The 23,261-nt window shown below is 41.8% G+C and carries 17 protein-coding genes; 4 read left to right on the forward strand and 13 right to left on the reverse strand.

All coding sequences use genetic code 11. From position 1 onward, the window contains the following. Nucleotides 1–23: 23 nt before the first annotated feature. On the reverse strand, nt 24–563 hold the full coding sequence (locus tag ACT3QQ_RS09520; protein WP_444527823.1) for a porin family protein: 540 nt from the start codon (nt 561–563) through the stop codon (nt 24–26). A 304-nt stretch (nt 564–867) separates the two neighbouring features. Here ACT3QQ_RS09520 and ACT3QQ_RS09525 point away from each other — a divergent pair, with 304 nt between their 5' ends. Beyond that, a complete protein-coding gene (locus ACT3QQ_RS09525; RefSeq protein ID WP_444527824.1) occupies nt 868–2,100 on the forward strand; it encodes an 8-amino-7-oxononanoate synthase in 1,233 nt (410 codons plus the stop codon). A 70-nt stretch (nt 2,101–2,170) separates the two neighbouring features. Next, a complete protein-coding gene (locus ACT3QQ_RS09530) occupies nt 2,171–2,980 on the forward strand; it encodes a methyltransferase domain-containing protein (protein ID WP_444527825.1) in 810 nt (269 codons plus the stop codon). 118 nt (nt 2,981–3,098) lie between these two features. Here ACT3QQ_RS09530 and dnaK read toward each other — a convergent pair whose 3' ends face one another. Together dnaK and grpE are read right to left on the reverse strand one after the other, a co-directional pair. Further along, nucleotides 3,099–5,042, reverse strand: a complete 1,944-nt coding sequence (dnaK, locus tag ACT3QQ_RS09535) for a molecular chaperone DnaK (protein ID WP_444520068.1) — start codon at nt 5,040–5,042, stop codon at nt 3,099–3,101. A 183-nt stretch (nt 5,043–5,225) separates the two neighbouring features. After that, on the reverse strand, nt 5,226–5,825 hold the full coding sequence (gene grpE / locus ACT3QQ_RS09540; protein WP_444527826.1) for a nucleotide exchange factor GrpE: 600 nt from the start codon (nt 5,823–5,825) through the stop codon (nt 5,226–5,228). A 434-nt stretch (nt 5,826–6,259) separates the two neighbouring features. On the opposite strand from grpE, the gene ACT3QQ_RS09545 reads away from it, so the two are divergent. Beyond that, nucleotides 6,260–7,654 carry an alpha/beta hydrolase gene (locus tag ACT3QQ_RS09545; protein ID WP_444527827.1) on the forward strand — a complete coding sequence of 465 codons (1,395 nt, stop codon included), beginning with the start codon at nt 6,260–6,262 and terminating at the stop codon, nt 7,652–7,654. Between the two features lie 35 nt (nt 7,655–7,689). On the opposite strand, the gene ACT3QQ_RS09550 is transcribed toward ACT3QQ_RS09545, so the two are convergent. The 8 genes from ACT3QQ_RS09550 to fmt all read right to left on the reverse strand — a co-directional run bounded on the left by ACT3QQ_RS09550 (nt 7,690) and on the right by fmt (nt 17,898). Further along, nucleotides 7,690–8,823 (reverse strand): metallophosphoesterase, encoded by a 1,134-nt coding sequence (locus ACT3QQ_RS09550; protein WP_444520065.1) that lies wholly within the window; start codon nt 8,821–8,823, stop codon nt 7,690–7,692. An 86-nt stretch (nt 8,824–8,909) separates the two neighbouring features. After that, on the reverse strand, nt 8,910–9,920 hold the full coding sequence (locus ACT3QQ_RS09555) for a TIGR01777 family oxidoreductase (RefSeq protein WP_444527828.1): 1,011 nt from the start codon (nt 9,918–9,920) through the stop codon (nt 8,910–8,912). A 277-nt stretch (nt 9,921–10,197) separates the two neighbouring features. Further along, nucleotides 10,198–10,827, reverse strand: coding sequence for an L-threonylcarbamoyladenylate synthase (locus tag ACT3QQ_RS09560; protein WP_444527829.1), 630 nt, complete (start codon nt 10,825–10,827; stop codon nt 10,198–10,200). 116 nt (nt 10,828–10,943) lie between these two features. Further along, nucleotides 10,944–12,197 (reverse strand): DNA-processing protein DprA, encoded by a 1,254-nt coding sequence (gene dprA, locus ACT3QQ_RS09565; protein ID WP_444527852.1) that lies wholly within the window; start codon nt 12,195–12,197, stop codon nt 10,944–10,946. 75 nt (nt 12,198–12,272) lie between these two features. Beyond that, nucleotides 12,273–13,370 carry a LysM peptidoglycan-binding domain-containing protein gene (locus tag ACT3QQ_RS09570; protein ID WP_444527830.1) on the reverse strand — a complete coding sequence of 366 codons (1,098 nt, stop codon included), beginning with the start codon at nt 13,368–13,370 and terminating at the stop codon, nt 12,273–12,275. 324 nt (nt 13,371–13,694) lie between these two features. After that, on the reverse strand, nt 13,695–15,116 hold the full coding sequence (thrC, locus tag ACT3QQ_RS09575) for a threonine synthase (RefSeq protein WP_444527831.1): 1,422 nt from the start codon (nt 15,114–15,116) through the stop codon (nt 13,695–13,697). Between the two features lie 46 nt (nt 15,117–15,162). Next, a complete protein-coding gene (locus ACT3QQ_RS09580) occupies nt 15,163–16,767 on the reverse strand; it encodes a transcription antitermination factor NusB (RefSeq protein WP_444527832.1) in 1,605 nt (534 codons plus the stop codon). Between the two features lie 66 nt (nt 16,768–16,833). Then, nucleotides 16,834–17,898, reverse strand: coding sequence for a methionyl-tRNA formyltransferase (gene fmt / locus ACT3QQ_RS09585; RefSeq protein ID WP_444527833.1), 1,065 nt, complete (start codon nt 17,896–17,898; stop codon nt 16,834–16,836). 326 nt (nt 17,899–18,224) lie between these two features. Between fmt and ACT3QQ_RS09590 the strand changes: the two genes are divergently transcribed. Next, the gene (locus ACT3QQ_RS09590; protein WP_444527834.1) at nt 18,225–20,993 is read left to right on the forward strand and encodes a response regulator; all 2,769 of its coding nucleotides are present in this window, start codon (nt 18,225–18,227) and stop codon (nt 20,991–20,993) included. A gap of 105 nt (nt 20,994–21,098) precedes the next feature. On the opposite strand, the gene ACT3QQ_RS09595 is transcribed toward ACT3QQ_RS09590, so the two are convergent. Beyond that, on the reverse strand, nt 21,099–21,773 hold the full coding sequence (locus ACT3QQ_RS09595) for a riboflavin synthase (RefSeq protein ID WP_444527835.1): 675 nt from the start codon (nt 21,771–21,773) through the stop codon (nt 21,099–21,101). A gap of 419 nt (nt 21,774–22,192) precedes the next feature. After that, nucleotides 22,193–23,248, reverse strand: a complete 1,056-nt coding sequence (gene ribD / locus ACT3QQ_RS09600) for a bifunctional diaminohydroxyphosphoribosylaminopyrimidine deaminase/5-amino-6-(5-phosphoribosylamino)uracil reductase RibD (RefSeq protein ID WP_444527836.1) — start codon at nt 23,246–23,248, stop codon at nt 22,193–22,195. Nucleotides 23,249–23,261 lie beyond the last annotated feature (13 nt).

Below are 23,261 nucleotides of genomic sequence, written 5' to 3' on the forward strand. Positions count from 1 at the left end.
CTAATTATTTTTTTTCTAAAAAATTAGAATTTTAGCTGTGCGCCAACAGTCATAAGATCTACATCATCACCTAGCATGTCATATTCAGCTTCTACACTGAAGTCAGAGTTTACTGCGTAACCTAGACCTACACCACCAGCAATGTTGGTATCATCATCTGAGAAATCAGAGGCACCAGCAAAGTTGGTATCGTCAGCTTCGATTTCAGTTTTTGCAACACCTAACTTACCTTTAGCATATAGACCGCTGTTTGGGAATGCGTAACGGTAAGTACCATAAGCGCCATACGATTTAGCATCAATGTCGCCGCCTCTATAGTCAGCATCATCTGAACCTACATACTCAGCTTCGATACCGAAGTTAGGATCAAAGTTATAACCAGCAGTTACACCATATGCAGTTGGGTCATCAGCACCATCGACATCTAGATCGAATTGACCAACTTTAGCACCAACGTACGGTTGACCTGTATAGCCATTACCATAACCAACGGCAGCTTGTGCACCTACAGTCAATAAAGAACCAGTTGCTAGTGCAAGTATTGTTTTTTGTAGAGTTTTCATAATTAGCTCCTTGAAAGAAATTTGGACAAACAAGTTATTTATTTATATTGGCCTTGTGGCCCTATCGCCTTGTCTGCTAACGATGGATACATAGTAACAAACTATTTCAGACACTCTGTCAGTGTTTAATGGTACGAGAGTTAAGATTTGAAAGCGTTTATCATCGTGTGGGTTACAAAGGCTTAGATATGAAACCTTTTGTTACATCCACCCAATTTATGCAATAATCCGTACTCATTTCACAGTTTTCTTACTAGGCAAGTCAGCTAAATACGACCGTTGTAACAATAATTAGAGAGAAAAAATGCAAAATTCTATTACTGAGCGTTTGCAAACCGCACTTGGCGATCTAAAAACCAAGCAACAGTATCGTCAACTACCAGACTTGCAACATAATGGACGTTACGTGATTAGCAAAGGCAAAGCTCTACTTAATATCGCGAGTAACGACTATCTTGGTTTGGGTGGTGATGCTGAGTTGCAAGCTGAGTTCCTTGCTCAAGTAGGACAGTTACCTGCTACACATACTCCCAAAATGAGTGCCACCTCCTCACGCCTACTTACAGGCAATGATATACAGTTACAAGCCTTAGAAGAGGAACTGCAACACTGGTATCAAAGTGCAAGAGAAAAACAGAATTTAACCGACTCAAAATCTGTGTTGGTTTTGAACAGTGGCTACCATGCCAACCTAGGTATCTTGCCAGCATTGACAGCTTTGCCAGTCAAGACACTTATTTTGGCTGACAAGCTAGTTCATGCCAGTATTATTGATGGGATGCGTCTAAGCCAAAACAAGCTTGTCGCCTATCGTCGTTACCGTCATAACGATTATGAGCACTTGGCAAAACTCATTGAACAAGCAGACGAGACGGTTGAACGCATCATTATTGTCACCGAGAGTGTCTTTAGTATGGATGGTGACCGTGCTGACTTGCCTCAACTCGTACAACTAAAAGCCAAAGATGATCGTATTGAGCTGTATATTGATGAAGCTCATGCTATTGGAGTGCTTGGCAATACAGGTCTAGGATTGGCGGAAGAAACGCATACCTTGGCTGGTATTGATTATTTAGTGGGCACTTTTGGTAAAGCATTTGCTTCAATAGGTGCTTATATAATGTGTGACGAAGTTGTCAAACAATGGCTGATCAATGCCATGCGTCCACTGATTTTTAGTACTGCACTCCCTCCAATAAATCATGCTTGGACACGATTTATATTAGCAAAAATGCCGACCTTAACTGACGAACGTGCGCATCTAGCACAGTTGTCTACTACACTTAGTCAAGCCATTGATCCACAGCACCGTGTGTTACCCTCTTTGCAAGAGGTACACTACGCATCGCCTATCGTGCCTTATATGTTAGGCGATAACGCAAGTACGCTTGCCAAAGCACAACAGTTGCAAGCTGCTGGATTTTACGCGCTCCCTATCAGGCCACCTACTGTACCTGCAAATACTGCTCGCATTCGCTTAGTTATGAATGCCAACTTGACTAATGAAGACTACGAGCGATTAATACAGCAGCTGTAGCGTCTCGTTTAACGCAAACATTATTTCTACTATTGATAGATAACTGGCTCACTTGGATATCATAAAGCCTATGACAACACTCGACACCTCTAACGACCTCAGTGTTAGAAAACAGACCATTGCTCGCCACTTTGCGAGTGCTGGTGACTATGACCAACATGCCAATATTCAGCAGAAGGTCTGTCAGTCCTTACTTACTAATATTACTCAGACCGAACAAGACAGTGTATTAGAAGTGGGTGCCGGCACAGGTCAAATGACACGACTACTCGCTGAGCATATACAAAGCCCATACTGGGTCATTAATGAGTTATGTAGTGAGCAAGCTGCTACATTGCAATCCATATTGCCAACTGCTGGCATCGTCATTGGTGATGCTGAGACCATAGACTTAAAGGAAAATCATAGTTTGATTATCAGTGCCAATGCAGTGCAGTGGTTTGATGATCCATTGAGTTTCGTCACGCAGTCAGCAAGCCGTCTACGAACGGGAGGTCAACTGGTATTCAGTACCTTTACCCCAAATAACTTTTTGCAAATTAAAGCACTAACAGGTCAAGGACTCTACTATCCAGATATCGACAAGTGGCAATCTACATTGGTTGATGCATGTTTTGAGAATATCAAACTCTCAACTCAGCGTTTTGATTTACCATTTCCCACTCCTTACGCTATCCTAAAACATATGAAACTGACTGGCGTATCAACTAATCAGACACAAGTGAAAGCAGATAATACCCAGACCTTTATATGGACAAAATCGCGTCTACGGCAGTTTGAATCAGACTATTGGCAACATTTTTCAGAAGAGGACGAAACAGGAAAGCTCGTGGTTAATTTAACTTATGAAGTGCTCACAGTGAGTGCGTTTAAATCATAAGCACGCCTCTTAATTAATAAAAAAATAGCTAGTAGAAATAATAGCAAACAGGAAAAACAGCCATAAAAAAACGCACCCCGAAGGATGCGTTTTTTAATTTAACCAGTTAGTAGCCGTATTATTTTTTGTCTTCGTCTACTTCAGTAAACTCAGCATCAACGACGTCGTCATCTGCTTGGTTGTTATCAGCTGCACCCTCAGCACCTTGTTGGAACTGGCTTGGGTCCATACCTTCTGCACCAGCGCCACTATCAGCGTAGATTTTTTGGCTGATTGGCAAGAATGCATTGTCTAATGCTTCAAGCTTAGCTTTGATTTCATCATGGTCATCTTCTTTCGCTGCTGCTTCAAGCTCAGTGACAGCAGATTCTACTGTTGATTTTTCTTCATCAGTTACTTTATCTTCTGCTTCTTTTAGTGCTTTTTGTACAGCATGAATACGACCATCTGCTTCGTTACGAACTTGCGCTAGGTTAGCGAACTTCTCATCTTCAGCAGCGTTAGCTTCTGCATCTTGTACCATTTGTTCGACTTCTTCGTCCGACAAACCAGAATCTGCTTTGATCTGGATACTTTGTGCTTTACCAGTACCTTTATCTGTTGCAGAAATATTCATGATGCCATCAGCGTTGATGTCAAAAGATACTTCGATTTGCGGTAGGCCACGTGGTGCTGGTGGAATATCCGTCAAGTCAAAACGACCAAGCATTTTGTTTTGGTTAGCGATTTTACGCTCACCTTGATATACCTGAATCGTTACTGCTGGCTGGTTGTCTTCAGCAGTTGAGAATACCTGTGATTTCTTAGTAGGAATCATGGTATTTTTCTCGATAACTGGCGTCATAACACCACCCATCGTTTCGATGCCTAGCGTCAATGGCGTTACATCAAGTAGCAATACGTCAGTTTTGTCGCCAGATAATACGGCACCTTGAATCGCTGCACCAGCTGCAACTGCTTCATCAGGGTTCACGTCTTTGCGTGGCTCTTGACCGAAGAAGTCTTGTACTTTTTGCTGTACTAGTGGCATACGAGTCTGACCACCCACTAAGATAACGTCATCGATATCGCCAATTTTTAGACCAGCATCTTCAAGTGCAGTCTTACAAGGACCCATAGTACGCTGTACTAGGTCTTCAGTTAAGCTCTCAAGTTTTGAGCGGCTGATAGTCACAACCAAATGCTTAGGACCACTGCTATCAGCAGTGATGTATGGCAAGTTCACTTCTGTACTTTGTGCACTTGATAGCTCAATCTTCGCTTTTTCAGCCGCTTCTTTTAGACGCTGCATTGCAAGAGAGTCACCTTTTAGGTTCACATCTTGCTCTTTTTTGAACTCAGCAACTAAGAAGTCAATCAACGCTGAATCAAAGTCTTCACCACCTAGGAAAGTATCGCCGTTAGTCGCTAGTACTTCAAACTGTTGCTCGCCGTCTACATCTGCGATTTCGATGATTGAGATATCGAAAGTACCACCACCTAAGTCATATACAGCAACCGTGCTATCGCCTTGCTTCTTGTCCATACCATAAGCAAGTGCAGCAGCAGTTGGCTCATTGATAATACGTTTTACATCAAGACCAGCGATTTTACCAGCATCCTTAGTTGCTTGACGCTGTGAATCATTGAAGTAAGCAGGTACCGTTACAACTGCTTCAGTTACGCTTTCACCAAGATAGTCTTCTGCTGTCTTTTTCATTTTCTTCAAAATTTCAGCAGAAACCTGTGGTGGCGCAAGCTTTTTGCCGTTGATTTCTACCCATGCATCGCCGTTGTCTGCTTTAGCGATTTTGTAAGGAACCATGCCGATATCTTTTTGTACAACTTTGTCATCAAAACGACGACCGATCAAACGCTTGATCGCAAACAATGTGTTGCTTGGGTTGGTTACTGCTTGACGCTTAGCTGACTGACCAACAAGTGTTTCGTCATCTTTATAAGCGACGATTGATGGTGTTGTACGGGTACCTTCAGCGTTTTCGATGACTTTAACTTTGTCACCTTCCATTACTGCTACACACGAGTTAGTAGTACCTAAATCAATACCAATTACTTTACCCATAATCAATTGCTCCTAATTTGTTTTTAACAATAAATACTTATTTATCCAGACCGTAGTCGGTCACTTGTTGCTATATATCGGTTTACCCGTTGTATTTTTCAAGGCGATAATCACGCAAAAACGGTGTTTCATGTGATTTTTTGTGAAAAGCCTTCATATTAGTAGGGTTTAGCCCTAAAAATATTACTGACCAACACGAACCATAGCTGGACGCAGTAGACGACCGTTTAGGCTATAGCCTTTTTGTAAGACCGTACCAACCGTATCGGCTTCAGCTTCTGGGTCAATACCAACGGCTTCATGGAAGTCAGCGTTGAATTTTTCGCCTTGTGGGTCGACCACTTCTACGCCGTGCTTGGTCAATACTGCTACCAACGCTTTGTGCGTCAATTGAACACCTTCAGCAACTGGATCATTGGCATCAGCGTTTTCGATAGCACGCTCTAAATTATCAACGATGTCTAACAATTCTTTAGCAAACTTCTGTAGCGCAAATTTTTTGCTCTTATCCGCTTCTTGTTCCATGCGTTTTTGCGCATTATAAGCTTCAGCATTAGCGCGTGCAGTACCTTCTTTAGCTTGCTTTACTTCGCCTTCTAGCTCGGCAATACGTGCTTTGAAAATATCAAGGTTGATTTCGTTTTCGATAGTCGCTTCTTCACCTGAATTATTCTGTGGATCAAATTCTTTCATGGTTTCTTCTAAGATACTGTCATTCTGATCAATATTTTCATGTGCCACATTCTGGTCAAGATTTTCGTGGTTCGGGTTTTGCTCGCTCATGATAGCTCCTTGGAATTTCAATAATGAAGATTAAGATACGGCATAGTAGACCGAATAATTGCTGGATCATACTATGCCATTATTAAATGCTCGATAATTCTGACTCATTGTTTTTTTAATACGCTCTAATAGCTGCTTGATAAAGGTGATGAAGACAAATTTCAAGCCTAAAGCAAAGGATTTTTTACCATTTAAGACAAATATTAGTGAAGTATTATCTTGAACGTAAATTTAAGATTTTGCTTCTATGCCAATAAACCTCAATATTCGCTCGCAAAAAGAACAAAAAGCGGCTATTTATTCCAAGTGCTTTACGCTTACTAATCAAGCTATTACCAAAAGACACGCTGTTGCTTTGTTAACTATCTTATTATTACCATAAATAGTATCGCCTACACTCGAATGCACGCTAAAAATCATTTATGAGAGCTGTCATGCCTAATTCAAGAAATTTATCTATCAATACTTTACTGAATAAAGCGTTGATGACATTGCAATTAGCGTCAAAAAAGCCGTCGAACCAAGATGAAAAGTTATTTGACTGGTTAGAAAAACGTCTAAGCGTTAAAGAGAAAATACTCACCTATAACCCTGTGACAAATTACCAGCAGCATACATTGCATTATGCAATGAAGGGTCTAGGCTACCTACCAGATCCTATATTAGAGGGCATGATTGGTTACCTGAAAGGTCCCAACTCAAAACAATACCTACATGCTAATGCTCATCTGCGCCTTATCCTTGCAGTAAACAACTACCTCAAAATACCGTTAGAACTTATGTCAATGCCAGAATTACGTGAGAAATTTACTGCTGATGCGGTAGCCATGCAATCACCTAAGGTATGGCAGCAAACCAATAGCAATATGCTAAGTAATATAACGCCCTTTACCAAAAGAAGTGACTCATCTGTTAGCTGGAAAAACGAGGTGATTGCCAATGCTGATGATGGCGGTATGACGCTTCGTTGTTACAAAGCAGGTGGTAAAAAGTCTGGTTTCAGAAGAAAACGTATCCATAACCCTGACGAAACGGTGATGCTATTCTTTCATGGTGGCGGTTTCTGTATTGGTGACGTTGATACGCATCATGAATTCTGCCATACAGTCTGTGAGCAGACTGGTTGGTCTGTCGTTAGTGTCGATTACCGCTTAGCACCTGAATGTCCTGCTCCAGCAGCACTAAAAGACTGCATCACCGCATATGCTTGGTTGGTTGAACACTGCGATAAATTAGACGCATTACCTTCTCGTATCGTCTTAGCAGGTGATAGCGCAGGGGGTGGACTATCTACTCTCATGGCGCAGCAACTGACAGCGCCGAGCAAAAGTGCATGGACAGATCTAGGTATAGATGAACAGAAGACGTACAGTTTATTAAAGAAACTACCCAGCCCCTTAGCTCAAATGCCTTTATACCCAGTCACTGATATTGAGACAGATTATCCAAGTTGGGAGATATATGGCGAAGGACTGCTGTTAGACCATGCTGATGTAGCAGTATTTGATGCTGCTTGTTTGGAGAATAGCCTGCTGCCTCGCCTACACGTATTGAACTCACCTATGCTGGGCGATAATAGTAAAGTTTGCCCAACTTACATTGTGGCTTCTGAGCTTGATGTATTGCGTGACGAGGCTTTTGCTTATGCAAAGCAATTGGAGGGCTATGGCGTTGCTGTGGAGACACATACGGTACTGGGCGCACCGCATGGCTTTATTCATTTGATGAGCATTCACCAAGGTCTTGGACAGGAGACAAACAATATCATTCACAGTTTTAGTAACTTTGTACGTGAGATTATCGGTACACAATCGCGGTTAGCTGCATAAACTGCTAGCTACCTAACTGCTGGTTTTACATCTAGCTAATTCGTACTGCCAGAGAGCGTAATTAACCAAATCTCTGAACGCGACCCTAGCCGAAAAGGAATACCCCAAAAACCATAACCAGAAGACACAACAAAGTGTCCTTTACCAATCTGCTCATAGCCATAACCCAATCGATTGATAGCATTGACGATGAAGTTAGCAGGGAATACTTGACCGTTGTGAGTATGTCCTGAGACTTGTAAATCTATAGGTAATTGACTGTGATTATCTATATCGCTCGGTCTATGGTCTAACAATATCACTGGCTGCGACGTATCTACTTGCGCAAGTAGATTAGTAGTCGCTACACGTTGACGTTTATGATTATCAAAACGGCCAACCAACCATACCGGTTGACCTTCATGCTCGATACAGAGCACCTCATCGTTCAATAGTTGTACACCTGCATTTTGTAGCGCTTCGCTAATAGGCCGCTCATGGCCATATAAGTCATGATTGCCCAACGTTGCATAGACACCACGTGGCAGACTACTGCACAATTCTGATAAATTCCGCTCCATATGATAGTCATTAAACGCATCTGTATTATCATCCATGATATCTCCTGGCATCAGTAGCATATCTGCACCAGAACGAACCATAAGTTGATGCAATCTATCTATAGCTTTCACACCAAATAATCGTCCTATATGCAAGTCACTAGCGACTGCAATACGTAGTGGCTTTGCCAAAGGTTTATCTATCTTGATAGACAGTTTGCGCACGACAGGAGAATAGGCGCTATATAAGGAGTAGCTGAATAGTGCTAACAATAGGAATAGCGCTAGTACTCTTAGCCCTATAGCCATTTCATTAGGTTGGTACAACATACTATCTAATGAAGCAATTACTAGCAGATACCCTCCGTAGAGTAGACTCACTGCTAATGCCGTCAGTATCATAAAATGCATGACTAGCATCCAACCACTAACCCAGCGATAACTGTTAGCAAATACTCTTTTTATGCTCAATACTAGTAGACCATTAGTAATAATAAATATACTAGCCCATATCGTTGTCTGTAATGTGGAAGTCATCCAAGGCTGGAGCCACCATTGTATGCTTAATACTGTACCCAAACTAAACAACTGTAATAGCAAAAAGATAGTGAAGAAAAACGCATAACGCATGGACTGCCCTCAGACACAAATACGGTTCAATAAGCGGTTATCGAAAAATGAGTATTAATGTTTCACATGAAACAATTGACATATACCTATTTCTGATCTTCTAATGCTTGCTGCAGTGTCGAATGTTTGAACGAATAACCTGCATCTAATAGCGCTTGTGGTAGCACCTTTTGCCCATCGATAAGTAATGTCGACATTTCCCCAAACATCAGTTTGAGCATAAACTCTGGTAAAGTAAAAAATGTAGGACGCTGTAACCAAGATCCAAGTGCTTTGGTAAAAGTATGGTTAGTCACAGGGTTTGGAGCGGTCAGATTATATACGACTGCAGTCGTATCATTTCCTGCACTATTTTCAGTTTCAAAGGTATTTTCACTAATAGATGTGTTGTCTTGGGTTAAACTATTGATGTGATTGATATCTGTTTTGCTTGCAGATTTCAGGTGCTGCTCGATAATAAAGATAACTGCACTGACCCAGTCCTCACGGCTAATCCAACTCATCATCTGTTGTCCATCACCCAACTGTCCGCCGACGCCAAATTTAAACGGCAGCAGTAATTTAGCCACCATACCACCCTCAGGGTGAATCACCACACCTGTTCTGACAATAGCCACAGGCACATCATAATCAGTCGCTTTGAGTGCCAAGCGCTCCCATTCATCACATAATGTATGGGCAAAATCCGTCTTATAGTCGCTGTTTTCAGTCAGTGGCTTGTCGCCCTGTGTACCATACCAACCGATTGCTGAACCGCTCACTAGCAAATTAGGTTTTGTGCTAGCACGTGCGATAAAATCCAATATCGACTGAGTAGGCTTGATACGGCTCGCCATCAACTCTTCTTTTCGCTCATCGCTCCAACGAGAGTCAGCAATCCCAGCACCTGCTAAATTCAGTATGACATCAAAGCTCATATCAGACGTCGCAAGCTCGTCATAAGTCATCATATTGATATCATCGGGATGTGCTTGGCTTGCATCACGAGTTAACCAAGTAATCGTCACGTTTTTATTTTGCGCGCGATACCGTGCCATTAGTTCTCGACTGAATGCACTTCCCAAAAACCCTGAACCGCCACTAATTAAAATATTCATACCCTACTCCCTATATACATCAAATATAGCCGCTATGACTTATTGTTGAATTGCTCATCGTTCAACAAAGACTAGCCTGTTGTAACCATCGTCTACTTTTTTGTGGTTTTTATCAAAACGACTTTTACATACTTTTGGTAAAGGTGTGTGGAGAGAAATAGTCAAATTAGAAAATATTTGATTTATGAATGCTCAAATGAATAAGGCGCAGCAATACCTATCACTTTGTATGACAAGTAATCGTATTTGAGAAGTTTAAGAAATTTTATAGCGAAAGCTATCGAACGACGAAACCTGTCGTTGCATCACGAATCTGGCTAGGTAAGGTATAACCCAACGTATCACCTTGCAAGTAACCAATTTCATCTTCGAAATAAGCATAGGCGGCTTTAAAGGTGCTAGCAGGTGTTTGACCTGATGGGTTGCAGCTTGTAGAAACTAACAGACCAAACGGGTTCTGTTTACTAACTACCTGCTGGCAAAGCTGACGGATTATAGGATGCGAGATAACTCGAACAGCGATAGTCTGATGCTGACCCGTAATCCAAGTGGGTATAGTGTCAGCAAGCTGCTGAGGAATTGGTAATAACCAAGTATGTGCTTGGTCATTTCGCAGCTCACCTTCACTATCATCTGTCTGCCAACTATCAATAACCTGCTGGCGCTGAGTATCGTCTAAAGATGCGAGCAAAGACGCCAAGCGAGATACACTATCAGTAACGACTATCATGCCTTTAGCTTGTGGACGTTTTTTGATATCCAATATACGTTGAACAGCCACTTGATCATAAGGGTCACAGCCGATACCCCAAACGCTTTCTGTGGGATACGCGAGAAGCTGTCCGTCTTTAAGCCATTTAGCAGCTTGGATAGTAGAATCAGTGATAAGAGGTGTAGGTTGGCTCATGACTTAAACGGTTCATAGAAGTAAATTCTAATAATACCACAAGAAAGATATTATCTAGGAGAGTCTATAACTAAGACTATCTATGCCACTGTCTAATAAGGAATGTTTTCAGTCTTTTAAACGCGTAAATATCGTCCGCCCTGTTCGCTGATGAGACCCATTAGCTCAAGCTCCATCAGCTGACCAATCAACTGCGGTGGTGCAAGCTTGGTTACACTAACAAGCGCATCTAAATCCTGCCCATGCCAATCAAGCTGCTCATAGATTATAGCTAAATGCTCAGGTACAACGACTGTGCTACGAGCAGGCTTTATCTCAGAGGATGGTTGCTGGCCAGTGGGCTGGATTAAGTTAGCTTTTACTTTTGTCTCAAGCGCATCAGAAGTTTGAGTAATGTTCGAGTAATTATTGGAGTTGGTCGCGTTCGCTGCTCTATAAGCGCCTTGATTATAGTCAAGCTGACCATAGACGTCTTCTAGTACTTGCTGAGGATGATAAACTAAAGTCGCGCCTTCACGTATCAAATGATGGCAACCCTCTGCATTACTATTATCAATATGACTGGGAATGGCAAAGACCTGCTTACCTTGCTCAGACGTTAGACGTGCAGTGATAAGCGAGCCACTTTTGATCGTCGCTTCCGTCACAATGGTTGCGAGACTCAGCCCAGCTACCAGACGATTGCGACGCGGAAACGTATGTTTATGCGGCTGAGTATGCGGTAGTAACTCACTGATGATGCAGCCACCTTGCTCGATAACTTTAGTAAACAACTGATCCCTATGATTAGGATAGTTTACATCGATTCCCGTACCCATTACCCCAACTGTCCGTCCCTGATAGTCAGAGTCTGTCTGTGCTAGTGCACCTAAATGCGCACGTTTATCCACACCCATAGCTAGACCGCTAGTGATGATGTAACCTGCTTGCGCTAAGTACTGCGCCATATCGAAAGTAATTTTTTGCGCATGTGCAGTGGGTTTTCGACTACCTACTATAGCGATTTGTGCCTGATGTAGGCGCGCGCTATTGCCACGATAAAATAATAAGGGTGGTGGATCGTATATTTGTGAGAGTTGGGCAGGATAGTCGGAATCATCAGCAAATAACAAACCATAGCGTCCCTCTATCAATGCTTGGTGAATTTTCTCGATATTAGCGAGTGTTTGCTCTGGCTGTTCATGACGTTTTAGATGGGTATGATGAATACCCAACTGCCGCCACGCTTCTACTTTAGCTTGCCAAGCAAGCTGCGGATAACCAAAAGAGGTAATGAGTTTTTGATAAGCAGATAACGACGCGTTCACCTCGTACCACAGCGCTAAAATAGCACGCTGATCGTCGGATAAAGAAGAGGTGACTGTCGTCATTGTCATCTGTCTCGTATAGGCAAGCTTAGGTTAGTATGTCGTTTAATATATTACTTAATGAAGCCTTATCGCTATTTATAAATAAGGAGGTGGCAATAACTGATCACCAATATTAAGTGGTAACTCAGAGTCTAGTACATAAGCATAGCTGATGTGATCAAAAGTATTGAAAACCATCACCATACCGCTAGGCTCGTTTGGTAGACGTACAGGCGTATCGTTGTCCTTAGTATCACGTACCAAAGGTCCTTTTTGATAAACCGTCAGCACATCACCTGGCTTAGCACCCTGCAAACTACCCAAATTGATAGCGACCACACTGCCCTTCGCAGCCGAGCTGATAGAATCCATCACACGTACAATCATACCACCACGACTGACACTCGCAGGCGTTGGATAAAAGACAGGCGGAATAGCGTTGTCTAACTCTACAAATACGCGATCTCCTTCGCGTACTTCTTTGCCATAGCTATCGATAAGCTGCAAGCTAGTCACACCATTACTCTCTGTAGACGTAACAAGACCCGTCGCTACTTGTGTAACTTCTAGGCCAATCATTTCTTGGGTCTTAGGGTCCACGTATAGCTCACCCTCACGGTAAACTCCGTAACGCTGACCCACGATAAGTGGGACACCTTTAGCATAGACCTTATCACCGCTAGCGGTAATCAAGTTACGATTTTTAGACGCTAAAATATAGGGCGTAGTATTGAAGTCTTGGGGATCAACGATAAGCGTTTTATCAAGCCAATGCTGAACCGCTGACCACGGAATCGGAGGAACGCTATTAGCGGTTGAGGTAATCGCGAGCGTACTTGTACCTACATTCCCATTAAGCTGTTTTTCAATGCCAGCACAGCCTTTACCTGTGTCAACGCCTATCAGTGTTTTACCTTGAATCACACATAAGATAAGAACGTCATTAGGATAGATAAGGTTTGGATTTTTGATTTGCTTATTGGTTGCCCAGATTTCTGTCCAGCGCCACGGGCTATCTAGGTAGCGACCTGAGATATCCCATAAGGTATCGCCTTTTTTGATAGTATAACGATTAGGCGCATCAGCTTTGATAGCAGGTGGAGGGTTGTTTGCTTGAGCTGTGCTCATCAACATGGCGCTACTAAACGTCGTAATCAGTAGTGCTTTTGCTATTTTTTTTAAGCTCATCTTCATCGTTATATCCACAATATGTACCATTATGTTTGCTATGAAAAGTCGTATTTTATTTATCACTGTAGATATTTTTTAAATTAGTAAATAATCAATATTATCAGCAATTTATAAAAAAAGTTCTCATAGTAACTATAGGGTAACTGTTTAGCATAATTGGCTAGAATAATTCCTAAAAAAGCGCCTAGCACAATGATGACTTGCTGGCGCTATTTTTTAATATTACAATTATATCTACCATAACACAATCATAAACACTTTATTACAATAGTGTAACTTTTGCGTGGACACTTTTTTATCGACGATAGGCCCAAAAGCCTTAACTACCTAAGCAGGATTCGGTGTGACATGTTGACGAATTTGCTCAGCGACTAGCTCGGCCTCGTTACCTAATACAACCACATGCTGTGGTAGGTCTTCCAAACCTTTGGTATGCGCTGGACGCTCAATGTCTATGTGACCTACCGATTCTACGATAGTGTCAGCAAATTTAACTGGTAGTGCCGTCTCTGCACAAACTATGATCTCATCATCTAGCTGCAACTCTTTGGCGACTTTAATTCCGTCTGCAGTATGTGGATCAACCAATTCACCATGTTGCTCATAAAGCGATTTGATAGTTTGTAGGCGGTCGTTATGAGTAGATTTACCAGCAGCAAATCCATAACGGTTATTGACCGTCTCCATCAAGTCGGATAAGTCAAACCCTCGACCTGATTTTACGCCGTCAAATAACTCATGAACACGCGCACTGTCTTTATCCAATAATAGGTACACAAAACGCTCAAAATTAGAGGCTTTTGAAATATCCATTGAAGGACTTGACGTTACATAGGTTTTTTCAGTCGGACGCGGTTGGTATGCGCCTTGGTTAAAGAAGTCATTCAATACATCGTTTTCATTGGTTGCGACAATCAAACGGTCAATTGGTAGCCCCATTTCACGAGCGATATGACCAGCACAGATATTACCGAAATTGCCCGATGGTACACTAAAGCTGACTTTTTCATCATTGTTTGAAGTCACAGCGAAGTAGGCTTTAAAATAGTAAACAATCTGCGCTAGGATACGGCCCCAGTTGATTGAGTTTACCGTGCCTAGATTATAAGTTGCCTTAAACTCAGCATCTTGCTGTAGCGCTTTGACAATATCCTGACAATCATCAAACATACCATCGATAGCGATATTATGGATATTAGTATCAGTCAAGCTATACATCTGCGCACGTTGGAATTCACTCATTTTGCCATGAGGTGACAGCATAAAGACTTCAATGTTTTCTTTACCACGCAATGCGTACTCTGCTGCACTACCTGTGTCACCACTGGTCGCACCAATGATGGTGATACGCGCGTCTTTTTTCTTGAGCACATATTCAAAGGCATTACCTAAGAACTGCATCGCAACGTCTTTAAATGCTAGTGTTGGACCATTTGATAGTCCTAGAATGTATAAACTGTCTTCAAGTTTGCGGACAGGAACAATCTCTTCACTACCAAATACCTCAGCAGTATAAGTACGTTCAATAATATCTTGCAAATCAGCCGTAGGAATATCAGTGGCAAAATGCTGCATAATCGCCATAGCAAGCTGCGGATAGCTTAGCGTACGCCACTCATTGAGGGTTGCACTACCGATGTTTGGGTACTGCTCAGGCAGCATCAGACCGCCATCTGGGGCAAGACCCATCAAAAGCACATCACTAAAGTCCATCGGCGCTGTCTGACCACGAGTACTGATATATTTCATTAGCTTGTCCTGTCTACAATAATGTTATTCAATAGTTAAAAACGTTTTATTCAGCTGTTTTTTGTAGCAACGCATAATAAAAACCATCGCCACTTGCGCTATCAATCGGTAAGCACTGTCGACCAATCGCTTGTCCGATACCCCAGTTGCAATCCTCTGTAAACTCAATCACTACCGCATCATTATGATGAGTGATGAAGTCCTGCATTTGCTCGACGTTCTCTTGTTTTAAGATAGAACACGTTACATACAGCAGATAGCCACCAGCTTTGAGTTGTGGCCATAGATTATGCAAAATGTCTGCTTGCAATAGTGCCGTTTGCTCAACATCCTCTTCAGTACGCAGGATACTGATATCAGGATGACGACGAATCACCCCAGTCGCGGTACAAGGAGAGTCCAATAATATCGCATCAAATACTGGCTCATTAGTAGCCGCTTTTTTATTTTTTCCATGCTGCCATCTGGTCGCATCGGCACAAACGATGTTAAGTGCGACACTTTTCTCTGCTTGCTGCAAATCATGCTGACTTAAATTCAAACGCTGTAAATTCTCACAAATACGCTCAATACGTGGTGCTTCATTATCAATAGCTGTTACTTTGAGATTAGTAGTCACAGATGATGTTTTAGCATTATCTTGTTTCACGTGAAACAACGATGATTGATCATTAGCACTTATGAGTTCTAACCAATGAGCAAGTTTGCCACCAGGTGCCGCACAGGCATCTAAAATATGTATTCCTTTTCCAGTACTATCGCTATCAGTACCATCAATGTCGGCAACTTCAGAACTGTTTATATCAGCCCTGAGCTTAGCCATCAATGCTTTGTTGATAATCGGTGCTGCTAGCTGGGCATGCATGTCTTGGACGCTAGCAGTTCCTTGGGCAAATTCAGGCAATGCGTTAACGGCCGTGCTTTGATGTAGTCTAAGACCTTTGGTTGATAGTGTTGTAGCCGTAGCAGACTCTGACGCGTTCAATAATTTAAAACCACTCGTTAGTTCAACGATGTCAGCATCAACTTCTGCACCATACAGTGCATGATGATAATCTTCTACCGACGTAACCGACGAGTTTACTCGTAAAAACATCGGAGCTGATTGGCGTAAGCCTTGTGTTAACTCATCATACTGCTCGCTCCAGTCTTGCTTAAGCTGATAAGCAAGCCAATTCGGTAGGCTATGCTTTTTATCGCACTTCTTACGAAACTTACTTGGGTTCTTAGCGACTTTGCGCAAAATAGCATTGACTAGACCAGTAGAGTGAGCAAATCCAATCTCTTTTGCTGCTTCAACGGTTTCATGAATCGCAGCATGGTCAGCCACTTCCAAATACAGCAATTGCACTAAACCTACTTGAATAGTGGTACGAACTTCTACCTCATCAATCGGGTTGTCTGCTAGCGTATCGAGCAAACGTGCCAGCGCATGCCACTGACGTAATGTCGTGAGTAGTAACGCATGGGCAAAACCTTTATCACCATCGTGCAGACTATTTAGTAATGGGTCGAGGACGCTTGAGAGTGACTGGCCATTTTGGATAGCCAGTAAGGTACGAATCACACGCACGCGTACGCTACCATTCATAATAAGGTTGCTTGATGGTTTGAGCTTATTGTTTCTAGGCGCAGTACTGTTTTGTCTCATTAAATTTTATTTCCTTGACGTATGATCGATAGCGTCTTGTGCAAGTAGGTTAAATATAAGTAAAAGTTATTTTGATTCTGTCGTAAATTGATCGCCATCGTTTAATTGATTGCCGTGGCAAACTTGCTCAGCAGTCATTGGCTTACCACCCGCAAACTGTAAGCGAGTAATGGCTAACGTAGTAGCTGTTGATTCAGCTTCGCTCTCTTTACCACAAGCGACTAGAATCGCTTTGCGACCGACACTGATAACCGTTCCAGCAGCCTCATTGGTTGGCTGCGACGTATTGACAGGCAGACTAGCCAATATTTTGACACGTTGCCCTGCGAGGAAAGTATATGCACCTGGCCATGGTGTCAGCCCTCGGATTTGGCGTTCAATAGCAGCGGCAGACTGCGACCAGTCAATTTCACCTTCGGCTTTGACCAGTTTTTCAGCATAGTTAGCCTGACTCTCATCTTGAACCACAGCCTGTGCTTGATAATGCGGCAAATCTTGTAATACAGTGCTAACGGCATCCGCACCAAGCTCAGCCATTTTATCGTGGAGACTGGCAGCAGTATCATCAGCCTCAATACGAGCGCTGGTTTTGTAAATCATATTGCCAGTATCTAAGCCCTTATCCATCTGCATAATGGTAATGCCTGTTTCATCATCGCCAGCCAACAGCGCGCGGTGTATTGGTGCAGCGCCGCGCCATCGTGGTAGTAATGAAGCATGAATGTTTAAGCAACCATGAGTAGGCGTATTTAACACACCAATAGGTAGGATCAATCCGTAAGCGGCGACAATCATCACATCTGGCTGATAGGTGCGTAGCGTTTGCCGTGCAGCCATTCCTTCTGTGCTAGATTTCTTAAAGGTGGTTGGTTGCTCTACAGCGATATCGTGTGCCAATGCCACCTCTTTTACCGCAGAGGCTGACAGTTTTTGACCACGGCCTGCTTTACGATCAGGCTGCGTATAAACAGCGACTATCTCTATATTGAGTGCTTCCTGCTGATCGATCAATGCTGATAGACTGATAGCTGCAAATTCAGGTGTCCCTGCAAATACTACCCTCAATCGATAAGTAGTTGGGGTATCATGGTCAGTGAACGAATTGGATGTATCAAAGGTGGGAGTAGTCATAGTCATACATTATATAAGGTTTATTTGTTCATTATAGGTGAGTTTACGGCGCAGTGCCATGATTGTAATGGCCTCACTTCATGATAACCGATGACATGGTTTATCCTCATAATATAAAGAATATTAAATGTTCTATTTATATCTTTTACAAAACAATTTGATGTTAACAACCACTCTCTATAAACAGAGAGCTGTTATTCTGCTATAAATAGAAGTAAGCATTTATACCTTTAGGCAATCTAGCTATCGTATAATCCACTTTCTGTATGTAGAAACCTCATTTTAGTTTCACTATATTTTTCGTGTCGAGATAGGGCAACGCTTTCATGCAACAGTATCAGTCCTTACAGCGCTTATTGATTTTTTATACCTTATCTCTAATGGTTATGTTGCTGTTGTACTATGTCACACTGTTTGATGGGTTGCAGAAACATAGCGAGCAACACAGTATAGATACGTTTCATTCTTTACAGCACAATATCGTTGAGCATGCAGCGCCTGTAGATAATGAAATAAAGAAAATCTTAGAACAACCTACTTTTGACCGCATCAGTTACCAACTGATTTTAATGATGCCTTCTGGACAAACCTATATTCATCATAATACCCGTCCCAATGAGTCTGCTTTTTCTACCGTTACTTTTCCTACTATTGGTACATCAACTTCTAACAGCAATGATCATAGCTCTTACACAGTCAACAGCAATGAATTAACAGGAACAATTAACCTAAACAGCGGACATCAGATTTACATCATATTGCGTCACGAACCTTTTGATATCGACTGGGTATCCTACCATTATTGGCTCCCTTTAATGGTAGCCATCGTACTTTTCTTTATGGCACTACTTTATGTACTTAATCGTCGAACCAACTGGGAACAATTACTGATCTATACCGATAATTTGAGTAATCGCGCCAAAGAGTCCTATGCGCCACCGCCTTTCTTACAGAAAAAATCTACTACCGAGTTCATGCTTTTAGGTCATGCACTAAGTCGCGCTAGCTACCAAATGCATAATGACTATCGGCGTATCAAAACGTTGACGCATCGTTTAGAACGTTTAGTTGATCAAGCACCCTTACCGATGTTGATGAGCATACGTCATGATAAAATCAGTTTCTACAATCAGCGTTTTGAACAGGTATTCACTCCTTCTACGCAGAAGGAGCAGAGCTATCAGCTGACTGATTTCGTTGAAGGGAAAGATGAGGCCACTCAAATACTCTTACAAAACATCTCGAGTCTACGCGTTACTCGTACACTCATAGTTTACGGCTTGGAAAACAAACAAGCCTACCAACTACACGTCACCCCATGGTTTGGTGAACACGGGCAAGCTCACGGCTTTACGGTACTTCTTAGTAATATTGATGAATTTACCAATCAAATTGAACAATTACAGCTGCACAACCAACAACTGCAATTACAAATTAATGAATCAAACGAAGCCCGAGCATTTATAGGTCGTAAGTTAAGGCTACCACTAGAGAAGATAATTGATTCGTTAGAGCCCATCGACCCTTCAACATTGACGGATCAAGGCAAAAAAACTCTAAATACATTGATTGCAACCAGTCAAAAGATGCTAGCGACACTCAATGACACGTTAGCGACAGAAGAAGTTGAAGTCAGAAAAACACATCTAAGTATCGAAACGGTTGATATTTATAAGGTAAGCAAAAAGGTTAGTAATTTAGTCACAAAAGAAATAAGACAACAAGGGTTAGAATTGATCTACTTCTTTGCGCCAGACTGTCCTCGTTATATCGAAACTGATTACATTCGACTGCACCATATCCTATTAAACCTGTTGAAAAACGCCATTAGCTTTACAACGTCAGGCTATGTCGCGCTCACTGTGGATCGTTTATCTGAAGATAAAGTAACGCGAGTAAGCAATCAGTATTTAACTCCTGACAATGACCCTACAATACCTGCGCAGACACCTTATTGGATTCGGTTTAGCGTAAAAGACACTGGAGCAGCCATTACTCCTGAGAGACAAAATCAATTAGTTAACATCTTGAATCAAGACAGTGACCAAACCAATCACAACTTAGTTGAAGACAGTAATATTGGCTTGAATGATGCCAATAGCTTCGCTAAGTTACTTGGCGGTTTTATCGAACTAAACACTACGGTGGATAAAGAAACGATATTTAACCTTTACCTTCCTTATCCTCATTCCACTTTTCAGTCGGTATATCATCGTTGTTCGCAGCTACCCCATATTCATCTGATCGCTATCATCAATCAACCTCTAGTTGCTAAACATTTACAACGTTTATGCGAGTACTTAACGATATCCGTGACTACCTACAGCATTTTAGAGAGAGCCACTGTCCAGCAGCTAAAAAACAAATTAAAACAAGACGAGCAAACCGTCATTCCTGTTTTGTTATTAGATTATGAGTACAGCCAATCTATCACCTCATCAGCTCATGCGAGCAACAAGTATAGTGAGCAACAGGAAGTGTTAAACGACCTAGTCGCTACGCCTTCATTACCAAAGATATTACTTAGCATGAAACCTGAGAGGCATATCCCCTCTACTTTACTGGGACGATATGATGGATTTTTAACCAAACCCTTGGATGCAAGCTTACTACTTTCTGAGCTGCTACGCTTATCCTTGTCTGCAAGGAAAAAATTAAACATACTAGTCAAACATCAATATGACAGCAGTCCATCTTTTGTGGAAGAAGATATATCTGAAAAAGAAGCTTTGCCTCCACTAATTTTGGTCGCAGAAGATAGTCCTACTAACCAAAAAATAGCCTGCAAGATGTTAAGTAAACTCGGTTATCGTAGTATTGTTGCAGAAGACGGACAGCAAGCACTTGAAAAACTCAAAAGCCAGCGCGAAGAGATTTCTTTGATTTTGATGGACTGCCGAATGCCTGTTATGGATGGCTTACAGGCCACACAAGTGATTCGTTCACAAGGTGATAAAATACCTATTGTGGCGCTAACTGCAAATAATACAGAAGAAGATCGCGAGGCTTGTATGCAAGTAGGTATGGATGAGTTCTTATCCAAACCCATTAGCAAGAAAGATTTAGAATCCGTTTTGCAGAGTTTTATACAATAAATTTTAAAAACAAATAAAAAACACCCTTTCGATATCACTCAGTTTAAGCAATATCGAAAGGGGTAAACGCTTGGTACGAAGAGGTCATCTTTGTAAGCTTAGTGGTTATTTCATAAACCCATTATCTGCCAAAAATGACTCTGTGATTTTACTTTGCGGGCTTGACGTATTCATACCGTCAGATTGAGATTTATTTAATAGACGTTCTAGATAACGCGCAACGATATCTACTTCGATATTGACCTTATTACCTACTAACCAATGCTTAGCAATATTTGTCACTTGAGCAGTATGCGGGATAATATTTAAAGAGACGATATTATCACGCACCAAATTTGTTGTCAGGCTAATACCATCTACCGTGATAGATCCTTTAGTCGCTGTATAATGTGCCAGCTCTTGTGGTATCTCAATCTCAATATAGATAGAGCGAGCATCTTGTTGTAGTTTACTAACCACCCCTACCCCATCTACATGACCTGCAACGATATGACCACCAAAACGAGTGGTTGGTAGCATGGCTTTTTCTAGATTGACCGTGTGCCCTGCTTTTAACCCTTCTAACGCTGTTCTAGCAATAGTTTCACGTGAGACATCCACAGAGTAGTGGTTACTTCCAAGCTCCACCACAGTTAAACAAATACCATTTGATGCAATAGAATCACCTAGCTTCACGTCACTGAAATCTAAGTCATCAGACTCTACTGTCAAACGTATGTCACCGCCTGTTGCCTGCATGGACTTAACTGTTCCAACGCTTTCTATAATTCCAGTAAACATATCACCCTCATCTCATCACAGTATTGCCGTCATAGGCGAATATTTTAGTTTATCAATTCTTTATCACAATTTGTTCAAATATCTGACAATTAAACATTATTAGATTTGACCTTCAATAGGATAGATTGTGGATAAGTAAGGATAAATCAATAGAGATATATCTAAAAGTCTTTATGAATACATAGTTATCCACAATAGATGCAAATTTTTCGTGGAACATGAAAAACTAATAAAAAATACATAAAATATTGATTCTGTTAAGTATTTAGTAGAAAAATCAAGATAAATGCATATTCCCTGTTTCATGTGAAACAAAGCTATACACAGTTCCATGTGAAACATAAAAACCAATAAATTATTTATCCACATCCTAGTCTTATTTCCAGAAGCTGTGGATAGTATGATTACACAAAAAATATTTATAAAGGTAATAAAGTTAATTTGAGATCTGGGCCAAGCTGTTGATAATTTTCGATATCAAAACGTAACTGCTGAGCAAGGGAGATAGGATTGAAGTTAACCATTGGACGTGCTTGGTCACCTAGCAGACAAGGTGCCTGATAAACGATTAGCTCGTCTACCAACTGTTGACTTAAAAAACCACCTGCGACACTAGAACCTGCCTCCACTAACACGTCATAGCATTGATGCTCACTAACCAGTTTGGCTAACAACGCCGACAAATCATCTTCGTGCCAGTAGATAGTATCTGGATGCCGACACAGCTGATAATCAGACTGTAGACTGTACTTTAAACGCTGACGCCTATCAAGTATGACTATTTTGGGATTAGGTATTTTCTCAGATGGTACATCCAGTTGTCTTGAGCGCACATTGAGTTGTGGATTATCAGTTATTACGGTTTCACTGCCTGTGATAATCGCGCCACTTTGTGCTCGTAGTTTTTGAACATCTTCGCGGGCAGCTGTCGAGGTAATCCACTTTGATTCACCAGATGCCATTGCTGTACGGCCGTCTAAACTGGTCGCTATTTTCAATCGTACATAGGGCATTTGAGTGCGCATAGCTTTTAGAAAACCGCGGTTTAATGCTTCTGCCTGCTCTGTCAAAATACCGACCGTTACTGCAATTCCAGCTTGCTCTAATAGTTTCACACCACGTCCTGCAACCTGCGGATTTGGATCTAGATCCGCAATCACAACGCGTTTTATCTTAGCAGCAACAAGCGCCAACGCACATGGCGGTGTACGTCCCGTATGACTACATGGCTCTAATGTTACGTAAGCAGTTGCTCCTGCTGCCTGTGTACCAGCCTCTTTAAGCGCAAATACTTCTGCATGTGGCTCACCAGCTTTTGGATGAAACCCTTGACCGACAATCTGCTCTGCCTGAACAATAACGCAGCCTACTGCGGGATTTGGTCTAGTGGTATACAAACCGCGCTTCGCTTGTTCAATAGCAAGCATCATAAAATAGCGGTCTTGTGCATCTTGAACATGGCTTTGAATAGACATAAGGCTAAGCTTA

Source organism: Psychrobacter sp. AOP7-A1-24, assembly GCF_052376235.1.
Lineage (GTDB): Bacteria > Pseudomonadota > Gammaproteobacteria > Pseudomonadales > Moraxellaceae > Psychrobacter.

What these genes read in the sequence shown, in the direction of transcription:
- ACT3QQ_RS09520 (WP_444527823.1), bottom strand. Translation starts at nt 563, where the DNA reads ATGAAAACTCTACAAAAAACAATACTTGCACTAGCAACTGGTTCTTTA.
- ACT3QQ_RS09525 (WP_444527824.1), top strand. Translation starts at nt 868, where the DNA reads ATGCAAAATTCTATTACTGAGCGTTTGCAAACCGCACTTGGCGATCTA.
- ACT3QQ_RS09530 (WP_444527825.1), top strand. Translation starts at nt 2,171, where the DNA reads ATGACAACACTCGACACCTCTAACGACCTCAGTGTTAGAAAACAGACC.
- dnaK (WP_444520068.1), bottom strand. Translation starts at nt 5,042, where the DNA reads ATGGGTAAAGTAATTGGTATTGATTTAGGTACTACTAACTCGTGTGTA.
- grpE (WP_444527826.1), bottom strand. Translation starts at nt 5,825, where the DNA reads ATGAGCGAGCAAAACCCGAACCACGAAAATCTTGACCAGAATGTGGCA.
- ACT3QQ_RS09545 (WP_444527827.1), top strand. Translation starts at nt 6,260, where the DNA reads ATGCCTAATTCAAGAAATTTATCTATCAATACTTTACTGAATAAAGCG.
- ACT3QQ_RS09550 (WP_444520065.1), bottom strand. Translation starts at nt 8,823, where the DNA reads ATGCGTTATGCGTTTTTCTTCACTATCTTTTTGCTATTACAGTTGTTT.
- ACT3QQ_RS09555 (WP_444527828.1), bottom strand. Translation starts at nt 9,920, where the DNA reads ATGAATATTTTAATTAGTGGCGGTTCAGGGTTTTTGGGAAGTGCATTC.
- ACT3QQ_RS09560 (WP_444527829.1), bottom strand. Translation starts at nt 10,827, where the DNA reads ATGAGCCAACCTACACCTCTTATCACTGATTCTACTATCCAAGCTGCT.
- dprA (WP_444527852.1), bottom strand. Translation starts at nt 12,197, where the DNA reads ATGACGACAGTCACCTCTTCTTTATCCGACGATCAGCGTGCTATTTTA.
- ACT3QQ_RS09570 (WP_444527830.1), bottom strand. Translation starts at nt 13,370, where the DNA reads ATGAAGATGAGCTTAAAAAAAATAGCAAAAGCACTACTGATTACGACG.
- thrC (WP_444527831.1), bottom strand. Translation starts at nt 15,116, where the DNA reads ATGAAATATATCAGTACTCGTGGTCAGACAGCGCCGATGGACTTTAGT.
- ACT3QQ_RS09580 (WP_444527832.1), bottom strand. Translation starts at nt 16,767, where the DNA reads ATGAGACAAAACAGTACTGCGCCTAGAAACAATAAGCTCAAACCATCA.
- fmt (WP_444527833.1), bottom strand. Translation starts at nt 17,898, where the DNA reads ATGACTACTCCCACCTTTGATACATCCAATTCGTTCACTGACCATGAT.
- ACT3QQ_RS09590 (WP_444527834.1), top strand. Translation starts at nt 18,225, where the DNA reads ATGCAACAGTATCAGTCCTTACAGCGCTTATTGATTTTTTATACCTTA.
- ACT3QQ_RS09595 (WP_444527835.1), bottom strand. Translation starts at nt 21,773, where the DNA reads ATGTTTACTGGAATTATAGAAAGCGTTGGAACAGTTAAGTCCATGCAG.
- ribD (WP_444527836.1), bottom strand. Translation starts at nt 23,248, where the DNA reads ATGTCTATTCAAAGCCATGTTCAAGATGCACAAGACCGCTATTTTATG.